At 65.8% G+C, this 15,613-nt stretch carries 14 protein-coding genes and 1 other RNA gene; 3 read left to right on the top strand and 12 right to left on the bottom strand.

The genetic code is table 11. The features are described from left to right. The 5 genes from ffs to L5876_RS07310 all read right to left on the bottom strand — a co-directional run bounded on the left by ffs (position 1) and on the right by L5876_RS07310 (position 5,343). Positions 1-98, bottom strand: an RNA gene (gene ffs, locus L5876_RS07330) — signal recognition particle sRNA small type. Positions 99-143: 45 nt separating this feature from the next. Next, the gene (locus tag L5876_RS07325) at positions 144-1,952 is read right to left on the bottom strand and encodes an AsmA family protein (protein WP_236955521.1); all 1,809 of its coding nucleotides are present in this window, start codon (positions 1,950-1,952) and stop codon (positions 144-146) included. Positions 1,953-2,381: 429 nt separating this feature from the next. Then, positions 2,382-2,603: a hypothetical protein gene (locus L5876_RS07320; protein ID WP_236955519.1), complete on the bottom strand. Its 222-nt coding sequence runs from the start codon at positions 2,601-2,603 to the stop codon at positions 2,382-2,384. 99 nt (positions 2,604-2,702) lie between these two features. Beyond that, the gene (locus L5876_RS07315) at positions 2,703-3,665 is read right to left on the bottom strand and encodes a D-Ala-D-Ala carboxypeptidase family metallohydrolase (protein ID WP_236955517.1); all 963 of its coding nucleotides are present in this window, start codon (positions 3,663-3,665) and stop codon (positions 2,703-2,705) included. Next, positions 3,601-5,343: a murein L,D-transpeptidase gene (locus tag L5876_RS07310; protein ID WP_236955515.1), complete on the bottom strand. Its 1,743-nt coding sequence runs from the start codon at positions 5,341-5,343 to the stop codon at positions 3,601-3,603. Before L5876_RS07310 ends, L5876_RS07315 begins: the two co-directional genes overlap by 65 nt. On the opposite strand from L5876_RS07310, the gene nudC reads away from it, so the two are divergent. Beyond that, positions 5,342-6,241 carry an NAD(+) diphosphatase gene (nudC, locus tag L5876_RS07305; RefSeq protein ID WP_236955514.1) on the top strand — a complete coding sequence of 300 codons (900 nt, stop codon included), beginning with the start codon at positions 5,342-5,344 and terminating at the stop codon, positions 6,239-6,241. The genes L5876_RS07310 and nudC overlap by 2 nt on opposite strands. Positions 6,242-6,308: 67 nt before the next feature. Here the strand turns inward: nudC and L5876_RS07300 are convergent, their stop codons facing one another. Next, the gene (locus L5876_RS07300) at positions 6,309-6,836 is read right to left on the bottom strand and encodes a porin family protein (RefSeq protein ID WP_236955513.1); all 528 of its coding nucleotides are present in this window, start codon (positions 6,834-6,836) and stop codon (positions 6,309-6,311) included. 350 nt (positions 6,837-7,186) lie between these two features. Between L5876_RS07300 and L5876_RS07295 the strand changes: the two genes are divergently transcribed. Further along, positions 7,187-7,999, top strand: a complete 813-nt coding sequence (locus L5876_RS07295; RefSeq protein WP_236955512.1) for a cytochrome c family protein — start codon at positions 7,187-7,189, stop codon at positions 7,997-7,999. A 16-nt stretch (positions 8,000-8,015) separates the two neighbouring features. Here L5876_RS07295 and L5876_RS07290 read toward each other — a convergent pair whose 3' ends face one another. Then, a complete protein-coding gene (locus L5876_RS07290) occupies positions 8,016-8,861 on the bottom strand; it encodes a C40 family peptidase (protein ID WP_236955511.1) in 846 nt (281 codons plus the stop codon). Between the two features lie 3 nt (positions 8,862-8,864). Continuing rightward, positions 8,865-10,241, bottom strand: a complete 1,377-nt coding sequence (locus L5876_RS07285; RefSeq protein ID WP_236955510.1) for a leucyl aminopeptidase family protein — start codon at positions 10,239-10,241, stop codon at positions 8,865-8,867. A gap of 121 nt (positions 10,242-10,362) precedes the next feature. Here L5876_RS07285 and L5876_RS07280 point away from each other — a divergent pair, with 121 nt between their 5' ends. Next, positions 10,363-11,181 carry a tetratricopeptide repeat protein gene (locus L5876_RS07280; protein WP_236955508.1) on the top strand — a complete coding sequence of 273 codons (819 nt, stop codon included), beginning with the start codon at positions 10,363-10,365 and terminating at the stop codon, positions 11,179-11,181. Positions 11,182-11,553: 372 nt separating this feature from the next. Here L5876_RS07280 and L5876_RS07275 read toward each other — a convergent pair whose 3' ends face one another. From L5876_RS07275 to L5876_RS07260, 4 genes are all read right to left on the bottom strand, one after another. Continuing rightward, positions 11,554-12,051 (bottom strand): hypothetical protein, encoded by a 498-nt coding sequence (locus L5876_RS07275; RefSeq protein ID WP_236955507.1) that lies wholly within the window; start codon positions 12,049-12,051, stop codon positions 11,554-11,556. A gap of 66 nt (positions 12,052-12,117) precedes the next feature. After that, complete coding sequence (locus L5876_RS07270; RefSeq protein WP_236955506.1) at positions 12,118-13,086, bottom strand: type II secretion system F family protein; 969 nt, start codon at positions 13,084-13,086, stop codon at positions 12,118-12,120. A gap of 10 nt (positions 13,087-13,096) precedes the next feature. Beyond that, entirely contained in the window at positions 13,097-14,095 is a 999-nt protein-coding gene (locus tag L5876_RS07265) for a type II secretion system F family protein (RefSeq protein WP_236955505.1), read from the bottom strand. 2 nt (positions 14,096-14,097) lie between these two features. Beyond that, positions 14,098-15,606, bottom strand: a complete 1,509-nt coding sequence (locus L5876_RS07260; protein ID WP_236955504.1) for a CpaF family protein — start codon at positions 15,604-15,606, stop codon at positions 14,098-14,100. Positions 15,607-15,613 lie beyond the last annotated feature (7 nt).

Here is a 15,613-nt window from a genome sequence, read left to right as displayed (position 1 = left end):
GGTGGAAGACCGGACAGCGACCCGGAGCGAAACTCGTTACGGCTGCTTCCTTCCGGACCTGACCGGGTTGGCGAGGGCTCCGTCCGCGCCGGCCTTCCACCCCCAATATCGCGTGCCGGGGCGGCGGGTGCAAGGCGCAGGAGTCAGCCGTCCTGCGCTTCGCGGTCCGCGACGGCCTGTGCATGCGCCAGCACCGCGCCGCACGGCGCATCCTCGCCGAGGCCGGGCTGGGTGAAGGGCAAGGCCGCCAGCGGCCCGGCCACGCCGGACAGGAGCGCCGCCGCTCCGCCCTGCAGAACCGTTGCCACCGCATTGATGTCGACGGAGGGGTCGCGCAGCGTGCCGCCAATGCTGACGCCACCGAGAAGACTGCCCCAGGACACGTCCTTGGCGTCGGCATCCACGTCGAGCGTGATGATCTCGGTTTCCAGCGAAACCTCGCCGTCCATACGGATCAGGCTGTCCTCGGTGTCGAGCACGACCGGGCGGGCATGCGCGACCCCGTCCGCGACCTCGAACCGCGCCGCGCCGCAGCGCACCGGCACGTATTCCGCATTCTCGTTGTCCTCGGTGAGGATCAGCAGAAAGACCTCCCCGAGATCGAGCCCGGCGCCTTCGACCGCGAGACTGCGCAATTCGGCGTCCGCACCGGTCCAGAGGGAAATCTCGCCATCCGCCGAGGCGAAGGCGGAGCGCAGGTCCGATCCGGTCAGGTTCAGCAGGAATTCGCTGGTCATCGGCCCGCGTGCCAGCCTCCCTTGCGCGATCTCGCGCAGGTCGAAGCCCTCCAGCCGGCCCTCCGCGCGGCTGCGCACCGTGTCGGACCGCGCGTCGATATCGATCCGCCCGTCGAGCGTACCGCCGAGCGGCGCTTCGAACACAAGGGGATCGATCGTCATCACGGCTTCTCGCAGGACGAGATCGAAGCTGATCGACCGCAGGGGGAAGGGACCGGCCTTCACTTCGCCCGCCTCGAAATGCACTTCGGCGTCGGCGGCCCGGAAACGGGTGAAGTCGAGCTCGGCATCGGGGATCAGGCGCGGGCTGGCGGCATAGGCAGCGTTGATCGCCGCCTGCTGTGCATTCTCCTCGCCGGTCTGCACGTCCGATGGCGCACCGATGATCACGCCGAGATCGTCGAGATCGAGAAGATCGGAACGCAGATCGGCGGTCAGCAGAGGACGGTTTCCCGAAAAGTCCGCCGCCATCTCGCCCGACAGATCGCTGTCGCCCACCGTCCCGTCGAACGGGGCGAACCGCCAGACATCGCTGTCATGGCTCAGCCCGCCCGACAGGGTGAAGGGCGGCGTGTCGGGGGCGGACAGGCCGAACAGGGCCGCGAAGTCGGCGAAATTGTCGCCCGAGACCATCATCTCGCCCTCGAACCCGTCAAGCGACAGGCTGGCCGCACGGCCGGACAGGGTCAGGTCGGCCCCTCCGCCGCGCCCCTCGGCTTCGAAATCGCCGCTGCGCAGATCGCCCGTTCCGCGCGTGATGTACAGGCGCGAGACGGGCCGGTTCGGGCGCGCAATGTCGAGCCGGACCTGCCGCATCTCGACCGACGCCACCTGGTCCAGAAACCCGGGCGGTCCGGACCCGCCGCTGCCGAGCGTCGTGCTGTAGGCGGCCGCCTCGATATCGGCGTGCTCCACCACGCGTTGCCCGACAAGAAAGCCGAAGGGATCAAGCCGCAGGTCGAGAATGCCGGCATCGGCCTTGCCCTCGAGCCCAACGGCGCGCAGCCGCAGCACCGGCTTCCAACCCCAATCGACCCAGCCGGCAGAGAGCGACACCTCGCGCTCGGTCCGCAAAGCGATCTGATTCCGGATGAAGCCGGTCGCCCGGTCCGGGCTCGAGAGATACCACATGAAGGCCGCCGCGCCGGTGATCAGCCCGGCGAGCACGACCCCGGTCGCGGCCAGGCTCCAGACGGTTCGACGCTTCACGGCCACTTGTGGATCTCGACTATCGGCACGGGGTCGGAACGCCGGGCATTCGATGCGGTTCCCTCGATCGGGACTTCGACCCCGATCACCCGGGTCGAGGCCGGAATGTGGAGTAGCAGCGCCCTACCCTCCCCTTGAGGGGGAGGGACGCGAGCGGCTTGCGTCAGCAAGACGGGAGCGGGGTGGGGTGACGTTCAGCGACTGATTGACGTTTCCCGGACGGCGACCTCCGCCTCCGCGAGGGCAGGCGCCGATCCGGGATCCAGGCTGGACCCCGGTCTTCGCTGCGCGAAACCGGGGAGCGTCGGAGTAAATCGAGCCGCCCTTCGAGACGGCCGCTTTCGCGCCCTCCTCAGGACAGGCTCGAACTCAATGACCTGTCCTGAGGAGCGACCGAAAGATCGCGTCTCGAAGAGCGGTTATTGAGATTCGAATTTACCCCGCCGACGCGCCCCGCAGGAATGCCGCATGGTCGTCGAGCGCTGCGACGAGGTCGGGGTCACCACCCGACTCAACCAGCAGATCGCGCCACCAGGTCACCACGCGCGACTGGGTTTCCAACCAGTCGCGCACCGCGCGGTCGGAGGCGCTTTCCTGCACGGAATTCAGTGACAGTGTCTCGCTGAAAGCATCAAGATCATTGGCGGCCCATCGCATCGCTCACTCCCCGGATTACGGCCTCGCCCGCAATGAAACGGCGACACCACAATCCGAGTTTATGCGACTCGTTCTTAATTGCAATAACTGAAGATCGTCTCACCGCCCCCAGCGGACGTTGAAGCCGCGCTCGTCGATATGGACATAGGGACCGTGATAGCCATTGGCCCGGTATTCGCCGAGCCCGCCTGCGAGACCGTTTGCCTCGTCTTCCATCAGGGTATGGATGAAGTCGAACAGGACGGCGGCGTCTTCCTGGTTCTGCTGGCCGTCGCCATTGAGATCGTCCATCACCTTGTCGCCGTCCTCATCGATGAAGATGTCCGCCGCGCCGCCATAGACGTGGCGCGAATGCTCGCCATTCCTGAGGTTGCGATTGTAGTCCGGCGTGCGATAGCCGCTCATCACGACGAAGCCGTCCGTACGCCAGCCGTTCTCGTTGACGCGTTCGAGGATGTGTTCGAGCGACAGGAGCAGGTCTTCACGCACCACCGCGTAGCGCGGCCAGTCCGCGTCCTGCTTGCACAGGAACTGGCCCAGCGTGAAATGCGGTGCCACCTCGATCTCCAGCATGTCCTGGGTGACTTCGATATAGCCCTCGGGTGCGCGGTAGGTGTCGAGCCCGCGATAGGGTTCGCGCGGATAGTCGCCGATCCGGTAGCCGGACAGGTGGCCATCGCGCATCTCGTTCGCCGGACGAAGGACAAAGACGTTCAGACGAATGGTTTCGCCGTTCTCGGCGACCGCCTCGATCACGTGATGTCCGGGCTGCTCGGGCGCGAGCCAGATCGCGCGCTCGCCCAGACCTTCCGCAAAGGGACGCTCGGACCGCCAGTCGACCGCCCGGTCGGCGGACAGCATCAGCATCTCGCCCGGCATGACCGACAGCGCGAACACCCGGTAATCGACAGACAGGCCGTCATTCACCGAAACCGTCAGGCTGGTGCGGCCATTGTCATAGGCCTGGATATCGACCGGCTCGCGAACCGGTGCCATGTCAGAGGCCGAGGCCGCACTCGCTGCTGCCGTCAGCCAGAATAAACCCGTCAGTATCGACTTCATCGTCAGGACTTTCCGTTTCAGGCACACCCCCGAGTGCCTCGATCAGTCTCTCGTCGAGACCATACACATCCGGCACGAAACGCACGCCGCCCGCCCCGTCTGCGACGGCGGTGAGATAGAGGAAACGCACATCGATCGGCCGGTTCAGATCGATGCGGGTTTCCGCCCCGCTGTCGAGGGCGTCGTGCAAACGCTCGTTGTCGGTATCGCTCGCGAGTGCGGCGACCCATTCCGCCAGTGCCACAGCATCGCGCACCCGGACGCAGCCGGAGGAGAAGGCCCGCGACGGCCGGTTGAACAGCGCGCGGGCGGACGTGTCGTGCAGGAAGGTCGAGAACGGGTTGGGAAAGATGAATTTCACCACGCCCAGCGCGTTGAGCGGGCCGGGGCGCTGGCGGAGGCGGTAGGGAAAGTCGCGCGCGCTGACCGTGGTCCAGTCGATCTCCGACGCGTCCACGGCCTCACCCGTCTCCCGGTTGAGCACGACGAAGCCGAGCCGCTCGACAGCTTCCGGATCGCGCCGGAACAGCGGCAGCTCGTCGAGGACGGCCAGACGGTGCGGCGTCTCCCACCACGGATTGAGGATCATGTAGCGCATCTGCGCGTGCAGCTGCGGCGACGGCCGGCTCGGCCGCCCGACGATCACGTCGTAGCTCCGGACCAGGCCTGCGTCTCCGTACACTGCGAGGCGGTAATCGGGCAGATTGACCTCCACCCGCGGCGAGGCGGGCTCACGCGGCAGCCAGCGCAGTCGCTCCAGATTCGCCTCTATCTGCGCAATGCGGTGTTCCACGGGAATGTTGAGCCACTCGATCGTGTCTGCCCCGGCGACACCGTCTGCCTCCATGTGCCCGGAACGCTGCACGTCCATGACAGCGGCCTCGACCGCCTCGTCATAGGTCATCATGGCGTCGATGAAGTCGGGAAACGCTTCGGGCACAGGCCAGGGGAGGGCCGGCATCAGGCCTTCCGCCTGCAACCGGTCGCGCAGATAGAGCACCCGGACATCGCGGTCACCGGGATGCAGGGCGGGGCCAGCCTCGATCGCGCGCCAACCGCCCTGTTTTGCGATCTCGCGATAGCGCTGCAGCGCAGCTTGCAGCGCCCGGTAGTCGGGGCGCCGCGGCGCCAGCGCCTCAAGGCTTGTGGCAACCTCGCCCGCCGCGATCATCAATGCCAGCGCGTCTGCGGGATTGGCCAGCGGTTCGGGGGCATCGAATTCCGCCCCGTAGTCGCGCGGATGGACCCGCCCTGTGGCCAGATCGTCGGCCAGCGACATCCAGCCTTCGGTGGCCAGGCGCTCAAGCGCCGGATCAACCTCGCCCGGACCAGCAACCAGCAATGCATCATAGCCATAGTCGGCGGGATCGAGACCGTGGTGAGACGCCGACGCGAGCGCAGCGAGCAAGTCGGCGCGGTTCTCCCGGTTGGCGTCCCCGGTCCAGACCGGCGCACCGGCGCGCGCAGCGTAAAATGCCTCGACCGGGTCGGCCTCGATGGGCGTCCCGGCGAGTTGAAGCGACATCGCGATGGCGAACAGCGTGTTCAGAACCGATCCCAGTTTGTTCAGCTTTTCCTTAAATAGAGTGTGGGCATCACCCGGCCGGGTTTCAAGTCCGGTTGGCAACGCCGCCGACTGGCAGTAGCACGGCACCAACGCTTGAAGGATGGCGACCATGCCCGATACCGGCCTCCCGCCCCTCGCCTTTTCGGCCTGTCCGCTGGATCGCGGCGAGGCGGTGCGACGTGATGCCACCACGCTGGCGGCCTTGCAGGCGGATCCCGCCGGCCGGCGCATCGTGCTGCGCGGCGGCGAGCCGCTGATCTCGCACAATGGCCAGCTGATCCGCTTCCCGCTGAACGATCCCCGTTTCGCCCCGGACCGCGAGCTGATCTTCCTCGGCTTCGAGGACGGTACCGCACTGTTCGCCGGCGAGACGGCGGATTCCAGCGACCCGTTCGAGGATTCCCGCTTCTCCGATCCGCGCGCCGCCGGGATGCGGCTGGAGATGGGTGAAGCGGGGATTTTCGCCTTCGCCCGCTCGCTGCTGCTGTGGCGCGAGCGGCGCAGCTTCTGTTCGAGTTGCGGGGACCGGCTGAAAGACGGCTGCGGCGGGTTGAAGCGCGATTGCATCGCGTGCGGCGCGGAGCATTTCCCGCGCACTGATCCGGTCGTTATCATGCTGCCGGTCGACGGAGACCGCTGCCTCCTGGGCCGTCAGGCCGCCTGGCCGCCCCGCATGTGGTCGGCACTGGCAGGCTTCATGGAGCCCGGCGAGACGATCGAGGAGGCCTGCGCCCGCGAAACCGCCGAGGAAACCGGCATCAAGGTCGATCATGCCCGGGCCGAATATATCGCCTCCCAGCCCTGGCCCTTCCCGTCCTCGCTGATGATCGGGCTGATCGTTCCGGCGATCTCGCGCGACGTGACGATCGACACCGCCGAGCTGGAAACCGCCCGCTGGTTCACGAAGGCCGAAATCGCCGCCATGCTGGCCGGTGAACATCCCGACGCCGATGTGCCACCGAAGATCGCCATCGCCCGGCGGTTGCTGGAAGTCTGGGCGGCGCGCTGACCCTTACGCCAAAGAAAAAGGGCCCCGCCGGAAGCGGAGCCCTCTTCTTTTCGTTCAGTCGACGCGATCAGCGCGTGCCGAAACGGCGGACGTAGGAGATGCCGACGGCGTCGGACTCGCCTGCGTTGTCGAATTCGGTGCGGGTGATGTCGAAACGGACACCGTTCACACCATCGAAGAACCATTCGCCACCGACGCCGTAGGACCAGCCATCGTCATCGTCACCGAAGGTCACGCCAGCGGCCGACGCTTCCGCGGAAGCCGAGGTGTAACCGGCACGGGCGAACAGGTTCGCGTTTTCGGCGACCGGCAGACGGCCGACCACGAAACCGCCGATGGAATAGTCGAGTTCGACATTCACCGGGGTCGCACCGACAAAGACGGTATCGTCGTTAACACCGATATTGCCTTCGCCTTCGATGCCGAAATAGTTGGTGAAGTCGTAACCGGCACGGAGCGTCACCGCGCCGAGGTCGACCCCTTCTGCGTCGAAGTGCGTGTAACCGCCCGACAGGCGGACATCGCCGGCATCGGCGGCAGCGACGGATGCGAACGCCAGCGTCGCGGCGGAAGCGGAGAGGAGCATACGGATCATTTTTGAACCCTCTTTCTTGTTAGTTGACCAACCTGCGGGACGCTTCGTGCCGCCCGCGTTGCCGATCTGAGCAGGCCCGGAACCCGCCGCAAGAGGGATGTTTCCGTGAAAACAGCAGTTCGCTGTGCCGCAATCTGCGGGTGAGGCCATTGCGCAACGCTGTTTGACCGCGAGGTGTCCCGACTGTGGCGGCGATGTGGCGAAGACCGCAGACCGCGACCCTTCGCCGCTGGACGCAGGCGCATACGCAGCGTAAGTGACGGTCAGAACTGCCGCCTTGCGCGGTTGCCACTCCCGTTGGCGCGTGCCAAACACGCTCGCGCTCTCAATAGCATTGCCTGGGGACGAGAATGGGCGATCTCTTCTGGAACAAAATTGCAGGCGTGGTGATTGGCACCATCCTGGCGGTCATGGTCATCGGCATCATCGCCGAGGGCCTTTTCCCGAAACACGGGGAAGAAACCGAATTTGCCTACCCGCTGGACCTGGCATCGCTGGGCACCGGATCGGGCCCTGCCGAGGAAGAGCCGGAGATCGATCTCGGCACGCTGCTCGCCAATGCGAGCGCGGAAGCCGGCGAACGCATCGCCCGCCGCTGCGTCTCCTGCCACACTTTCGAGCAAGGCGGTGCCAATGGCACCGGCCCGAACCTCTGGGGCGTGGTCGGCGCGCCGAAGGCAGCCCATGCGGGCTTCAGCTACTCCGCTGCGCTGAGCAGCATGGAAGGCAGCTGGACCTACGAGAATCTCGACGCCTTCATCGAGAATCCGCGTGGTTACGTGCCGGGCACGAACATGTCCTTTGCCGGTCTGCGCGGCGAGGAAGACCGGGCCAACCTGCTCGCCTACCTCCAGACGCTGTCGGACAACCCGGTTCCCTTCCCCGCTCCGGCCCCGGCCGAAGTGGAAGCTGTTGAGGGCGAAGCGGACGTGAACGGCGATGTCGGCCTGGAATCGCTCGACGATGCCGTTTCCTCCGGCGTAATTGAAGATGCCGCACCGACTCCGGAAGTGGGGATCGAATCGGAAGCGGCTGCCGGTGATGAGGACCTGTCCGAAGAACCCGAGGGTTCCGATCCGGCGGTCGATCCGGCCGAAACCGCTCCGGGTACGCCCGATCCGGTAACCCCCGAAGACGAAGACAATGGAGACGGCGAGGAATAATCCTCGCCGAAACTCCCTAGCGTGATCGCCGCAGGACCGATGTCACCGGTCCTGCGGTTTTTTCTATCCGCTCGACCGCGTCGGCGAGGGTCTCCAGCTCCACAGCCATGTGATACGCGTTGGCGTGCAGCAGCTGTTCGCCATCGGTCATGATGCCGACATGGCCCTTCCAGAAGACGAGATCGCCGCGCCGTTTCGGGGCGTCCGCCTCGACATGCCGCCAGCGCCCGCCAAGCTCGGCCTCCTGCAAATCGGTGTCACGCGGTGCGGGAATGCCCGCCGCTTCGAGCGACAGCTGCACCAGCGCCGAACAGTCGAGCCCGACGCTCGTCTTGCCGCCCCACAGATAGGGTACGGCATAGAAGCGTTCGGCGACGGCAACAAAGTCGGGTTCGGTCGCGCTGACCGGCGCGATATGGAATTGCGGCACCCAGCCGGTTCCGATCACCTCGACATAATTGCCCTCGCGGCGGCCCGCGGCGATACGCGAATTGAGGCTGATCAGTTCGGCCGGAGGTGATTTGAGATCCGGCTTCGACAGCACATAGGTCCGGAGCGCCGACACGCGGTGACTGGCCATGTGGACCTCGTCATCGAGCGCGTCGGATGGCACATAGCCGGTATAGCCGTCATTGCGGGCAAAGCCCCACGCCCAGCCATCCTTTTCCTCCAGTACGGCAAAGACTTCGCCGAACAGAAGCTCGGTATCGACCGGTGCGTCGTCGCGCGGGCCGGACCGCAGCCAGACATTGGCGTGCCCGACCTGCTTGTCGACGGGTTCGACGAAGCGCTCCGCCTCGACCTGGCCTTCGAGATGCGCGGCGGCGAGATCCGGACGCGCGGGTGTGGTGCGGCGATCCATGATCTACTTCCCCTTGCCGTATTGCTCTTTCAGCATCGCCCAGGCCGCGCGCGAGCCGAGCATCTCGCCGCCCTTGGGCCGGGCGGGCCGGTCTTCCGGATTCCAGGCGAAGATGTCGAAATGCGCCCAGCGCGTCTTGCCGACGAAGCGCCGCAGGAAGAGCGCGGCCGTGATCGAACCGGCAAATCCGCCTGACGCGGCATTCTTCAGGTCCGAGATATTGCCGTCGAGCCAGCTGTCGTAATTGTCCCAGAGCGGCATCTGCCAAACCGGGTCGTTGGCCGTGACCCCGCCGCGCGAGATCGCTTCGGCCAGTTCCATATTGTTGGAGTAGAAGGGCGCGAGATCGGGGCCCAGCGCGACGCGCGCCGCCCCGGTCAGCGTCGCGAAATCGAGCAGCAGGTCCGGCTCGTCCTCGACCGCGCGGGCGATCGCATCGCCCAGAACCAGGCGGCCTTCGGCATCGGTATTGTCGATCTCGACCGTCAGCCCCTTTCGCGAAGGCAGGATATCGCCCGGGCGGAAGGCTCCCGGGCCGATCGCATTCTCCGCCGCGGCGACATAGAGCTTCAGATGCACTGGCAGTTTCGCGTCCATGATCAGGCGCGCCAGGCCGATCGCATTGGCCGCGCCGCCCATATCCTTCTTCATCAGGCGCATGCCGACCGCGCCCTTGATGTCGAGTCCGCCGCTGTCGAACGTGATACCCTTGCCGACCAGCGCGACCAGCGGATGGGACGGGTCGCCCCATTCCAGCTCGATCAGGCGTGGCGCCTCGTGCGCGGCCCGGCCAACCGCATGAATCATCGGGTAGTTGTCTTTCAGAAGCTTGTCGCCCGTGGTCGATTTCGACTTCGCGCCGAATTCCTTGGCCAGCGCCGTGACCGCATCCTGCAGCGCGTGCGGCCCCATGTCCTGCGCCGGCGTATTCACCAGATCGCGCACCAGATGGATCGACTTGGCGACGCGTTTGGCTTCGGCCATGTCCGCCCCGTCGACGGGCATCAGCTTCGCGGGCTTGCGCGGCCAGGTCTTGTAGCGCGCGAACTGATAGCCGCCCATCGCCCAGGAAATCGCCAGCAGGGTCGGGTCGAGACCGTGCAGCGGCCCTTCGAGCCGCCACGTCCCTTCCGCGAGGCCCAGCGCCGCCGGGCCAAAGGCCTGCGGGTCGTTGGCCAGACCAACCCCGGCGACGGCATCCGCACCGGAACCTTCCGGCAAGGACGCGATCTGTCCCGGCCGGCCGGAAAAGCCGCCACGCTTCAACAGGTCGCGCGCGCCTTCGCCAAGCGCGGACAGATCGTCCTCGAGATGGCTGGCGCGGATCAGGCGGACGCTTCGATGCTTGGACTCGCGCGACGTCGCGAACAATTCGGACACGGATGGCTCCCTTCAGGGGCGGGTGAATACCGGAAAGGCTTTGTTAAGGCATTTTTGACGGGCTGGCCCGACGATCAAGGGCCTGAATGGCGCGATTCGCACCTCCGAAAGAGGAAAGCCCATGCTTCGCTTCTTTTCCGTTACCCGTTTCAGCGTCTTGACGCTCGCCGGTCTGACCCTCACCGCCTGCGCGACCTCGCGCACCGCAGAAGAGCAGGAATTGGCCACGGCGATGGAGGCCCGGGCGACGATCGTGCCCGCCGGCCAGGCCGAACGCGAGGCGATCCGCACGCAGGACCTCCTGACCCAGGCCGCCTTCTGGGCAGAACAGCACGACCTCAATCCCGGCGACCGCGAAGCCGCCGTCGAATTCGTCCGTGTCCTGCGCACGCTCGGAAACGACCAGCGCGCCGCGGAAGTCGCGCGCCAGTCGATGGCGCTCTACCCCGACGACGCCGACCTTCTCTATCTCTACGGCCTGTCTCTGACGACGTCCGGCCGCGGCGGCGCGGCGATCGAGCCCCTGTCGCGTGCCCGCGCGGCGCGGCCTGGCGACTGGCGGATCATCAATGCACTTGGCGTCGCCTATGAGGTCGCCGGCCTGTCCGAGGAAGCACGCAACCGCTTCCGCGAAGCGCTGTCCGTCGCGCCCGGTGAAGCCGCCATCCTGTCCAATCTCGCCCTGTCCTACGCCATGAATGGCGAGGCCGAGCAGGCCGAACGCATGCTGCGTGAAGCCATCGCGCGGCCCGGCGCGGGGGCTCAGGTGCGCCAGAATCTGGCGCTGGTGATCGCGCTTCAGGGACGCTTCGACGAGGCCGAACGTCTCGCCCGCACCGATGTCAGCGAGGAAACTGCCGAGGCCAACATGGCCTATGTTCGCTCCATGCTGACCACCCAGCGCCGCTGGGATGCCCTCCGGGGTGATGGCGCGCGGTAGAGCTTCGCTCTGCAAGATTGAGATCGACTACATCTACCGGGGTTCCCGCGAACGCGGGAATCCGAAACCGGCCTCAAGCTTCGGGTCCCGATTTTCATGGGGACCCCAGAGAAATCTCGGCTGACGCTTCCCGGACGGCGCAGCCGATCCGGGATCCAAGTTTTCCGACTTTGGGCCCCGGTCTTCGCTCCGCGAAACCGGGGAGCGTCTCTCTAGCTTGATACCCCCACCCCGGTCGGCTGGCTGACGCTCAGCCTCCCGGCCCTCCCCTCAAGGGGGAGGGCTAGATGCTTTTCCCTCCCCTTGAGGGGGAGGGACGCGAGTGGCTTGCGCCAGCATCACAGGAGCGGGGTGGGGTGAACCCCGAACAGTCTAAAACTCGATCTCGCCGGACGAGCGCGGAGGTGGCGGCGGGTCGATCGGTTTGTCCTCGACCTTTTTCAGCGGGAAGTCGGCCTTGATCTCCGGATCGATCAGCGTCTGGTCGAAGCGGAAATGCTCGACCCGTTCGCGCAACGAGGCCGGTGCGCGCTTGTCCTTCGAGGCTTCCGACGCCCGGTACAGCGCGAACAGCCTGAGATAGCCCTTGTCGTCGCGGCTGAGGTCGGTCTCGTCGAGCCGGTCGATGACCTTTTCCAGCGCCGTGACGCCGGACTTCACCTTGCCGAGCTTCAGGTCCACCAGCGCCGAGACCAGCGCCACGCGCCAGCCGATTTCGGCGAAATCGAGCTTCTTCGGCGCCGCCGTGAGCTCGGTCTTCGCCCGTTTGGCATCATCCTCCCACAGGGCACGCATGGCCTCCTGAGAGGCGCGGCGCGCCGTCTCCACCGTTTCCCTGTGCTTGTCTGGCGATGAGCGCCGGAGGATCATGAATACCTTCTCCTGCGGCCGGATTGGCCGCCTGACCTGTCTGTCTAACCCGAATGTGAGGCGACGTCACAGACCTTGGTAACGAAGATAGGCCGGTCCGAGAATGACGACGAACAGTACCGGCAGGAAGAAGACAATCATCGGGACTGTCAGCTTGGCTGGCAGCGAGGCGGCTTTCTTCTCGGCATTGGCAAGGCGCATGTCGCGGTTTTCCTTGGCCATCACACGCAGCGCCTGACCCAGCGGCGTACCATAACGTTCCGCCTGGATGAGCGCCGTCGCGACCGCCTTCACGCCGGGGTGGTTGGTCCGCTTGGCGAGATTTTCGTACGCCATGCGGCGGTCCTGGAGATAGGACAGCTCGGCCGTCGTCAGCGACAATTCCTCGGCCAGTTCGATCGACTGACTGCCGATCTCGCCCGCCACCTTCTGGAAGGCCGCTTCGATCGACATGCCTGATTCCACGCAGATCAGCAGAAGGTCGAGCGCGTCCGGAAACGAGGTCATGATGGAATCGCGGCGTTTCTGGGCGGCGTTGGTCACATAGAGGTTCGGCGCGTAATAGCCGAGCATCCCGAGGCCCAGTGCGGCGCACCAGCGGGTGATGTTCGGCAGGCCGAAATCGTTGACGAACATCAGGTAGAGCGCGGCCCCGATGAACAGGAGGATCGGCGCAGCCAGCCGGAAGAAATAGAAGGTCATGACCGGCCCGTTGCCGCGGAAACCGGCCTGGGTCAGCTTCTCCTTGATCGCCGGATCCTCGAACAGCTTCTGCAGGTTCAGGCTTTCCACGACCTGCCGCGTCAGCGTCCGCTTTTCCTGACCGCGAAGTTTGGACGAGCCCTTCTCGATCGCCTCGCGCGACTTGCGGCGCAATTCCTCTCGGCGATTCTGGACAGACTTGATCCGCTTGTCGAGCTTGTCCGCGCCCATCATCGGCACGGTCAGCGTCACGATCGTGGCGAACACCATGATCGCGGCAATCGACGCCCACAGGAAGCTGGGATCGGTGACGAGTTCGGCAATGTCGTCCATGGCCCCCTCGTCAGTGCTTGAAGTTGATCATGCCGCGCATCATCAGGATGCCGAGGCCCATCCATAGCGCCCCGCCCAGCAGCATCAGTTGCCCCTTCGGCTCGACGAACATCGCATTCATGTAGGACGGCGTCGTGAAATAGACGATGCCGAGAACACCCGGCGGCAGCGCGCCGATGATCATCGCCGAGGCCTTCGCCTCAGACGACAGCGCGCCGATCTTCTCGCGCATCATCTTCCGCGCGCGCAGCACGGCCGACAGGTTCGACAGGGCTTCGGCGAGATTGCCGCCCGACTTCTGCTGGATCAGCAAGACGGTGGCGAAGAAGTTCAGTTCCGGCAGCGGCATGCGCTCGACCATCTTCTTCATGCCGTCCTCGATCGAAACGCCCATCGACTGGGCCTCGACGAGGCGCGCGAATTCCGGCCCGATCGGATCGGGGGATTCGCGGGCGATGATCTTCAGACACTCGTTCAGCGGCAGGCCGGACTTCACGCCGCGCACGATGATGTCGAGCGCATTGGCAAACTCGGCGGTGAATTTCTTCTGCCGGCCCTTGCAGCGCATGCCGAGAAACCAGCGCGGCATGCCGAGACCACTGCCCACGCCGGACGCGAGCGACACCAGCAGGGACTGGCCGAAATAGAGCGAAACGCCGACACCCACGACGCCGACCACGAGCGAGGCGATCCAGAACGTCGTCGGCGTGAAGCTCATCCCCGCCTGCTCGATCTTCGCCTTCAGGCTCAACGTCTTCTTGCGCTGGTCCTTCTGGCGTTTCTCGAGCTCCTTGAGGCTGTCCTGGACCTGCTTGCGGCGCTGCTGCGTCTGGTCGACGACCGTCGCCCGGCGCACGCCGCCGCGTCCCGCCGCTCCGCCGATCGCGACGGCCTTGCGTTGACGCGCCGTCCGGCTGTCGCCCATGGCGCCGGTCGCGACCCAGCCGAAGCCCCCGACCGCGATGAAGGCGGCGATGGCGGCGGCGATGAGGATGGGATCGGGACCCATCTCTAGCCCTCCGACTCGTCGAGAGCCTGCGCCAGTTCGCGTTCCAGACCGTAATAGCGGGCGCGGTCCCAGAATTTCGGACGCGCGATACCGGTCGAGACGTGCTTGCCCTTGATCTTGCCGTGCTCATCCTCGCCCTCGATCTCGTAGACGAAGAGATCCTGGGTCACGATGACGTCGCCTTCCATGCCCATCACCTCGGTGATGTGCGTGATCTTTCTGGTGCCGTCGCGCATGCGCGCGGCCTGCACGATCACGTCGATCGAGCCGGAGATCATCTCCCGGATCGTCTTGGACGGCAGGTTGTACCCGCCCATCGTGATCATGGATTCGATACGCGACAGGGCTTCGCGCGGGCTGTTGGCGTGCAGCGTGCCCATCGAACCGTCGTGACCGGTATTCATCGCCTGCAACAGGTCGAACGCTTCCGGTCCGCGCACCTCGCCGACGATGATGCGTTCGGGGCGCATCCGCAGACAGTTCTTCACGAGATCGCGCATCGTGACCTGGCCGGAGCCTTCAAGGTTCGGCGGCCGGGTTTCGAGGCGCACCACGTGCGGCTGCTGCAGCTGCAGTTCCGCCGCGTCCTCGCAGGTGATGATCCGCTCGTCTTCCTCGATGAAGGCGGTCATCGTGTTGAGGAGCGTGGTTTTACCGGAACCGGTGCCGCCGGAGATCAGCACATTGCAGCGCGACCGGCCGATCACGCCCAGAACGCGCGCGCCGGCGGGGGTGATCGAGCCGAACTCGACGAGATTGTCCATGCGCAGCTTGTCGCGCTTGAACTTGCGGATGGTCAGGGTCGGACCATCGAGCGCCAGCGGCGGGGCGATGACGTTCACACGGCTGCCGTCGGCGAGACGCGCGTCGCAGATCGGGCTCGATTCATCGACCCGGCGGCCGACCTGGCTCACGATCCGCTGACAGATATTCATCAGCTGGCCGTTGTCGCGGAAACGGATATTGGTCTTCTCGACCTTGCCGTTCACTTCGATGAAAACGTCGCCCGCGCCATTGACCATGATGTCGGCGATGTCGTCGCGCGCCAGCAACGGCTCGAGCGGGCCATAGCCCAGAACGTCGTTGCAGATGTCCTGGAGCAGCTGTTCCTGCTCAGCGATCGACATCGCGACATTCTTGATCGAGATGATTTCGGTGACGATGTCGCGGATTTCCTCCGCCGCGGTCTCGGCATCGAGCTGCGCCAGCGCGCCGAGATCGATCGTGTCGATCAGCGCGTTGAAGATCGTCGTCTTGATGGCGTAATATTGCTCGCTCGGCCCGCTGACCTTGCCCGCCTTCGCCGGAGCGGTCCGGCTCGCAGGCGCGGCAGCAACCGCCGGCTTGGGAGCCGGTTTCGGGGCAGGCGCGGCAGGCTTCGGCGCCGGCCGGGGTGCGGGCTTTGGCGCGGGCGCAGCCGCCCGGGGCGCCTCGTCCTTCGGGGCAGGCGTCGTCGGCGCGGGGGCCGGGGCGGGCCGCTGGATCGTCGAAGCGTCGCGTTTACCGAACATGGTCCGG

It is taken from the genome of Hyphobacterium sp. SN044 (assembly GCF_021864465.1).
Lineage (GTDB): Bacteria > Pseudomonadota > Alphaproteobacteria > Caulobacterales > Maricaulaceae > Hyphobacterium.
The sequence above is the reverse complement of the archived record's forward strand: the minus strand, read 5'-3'. Positions and strand labels throughout refer to the sequence as shown.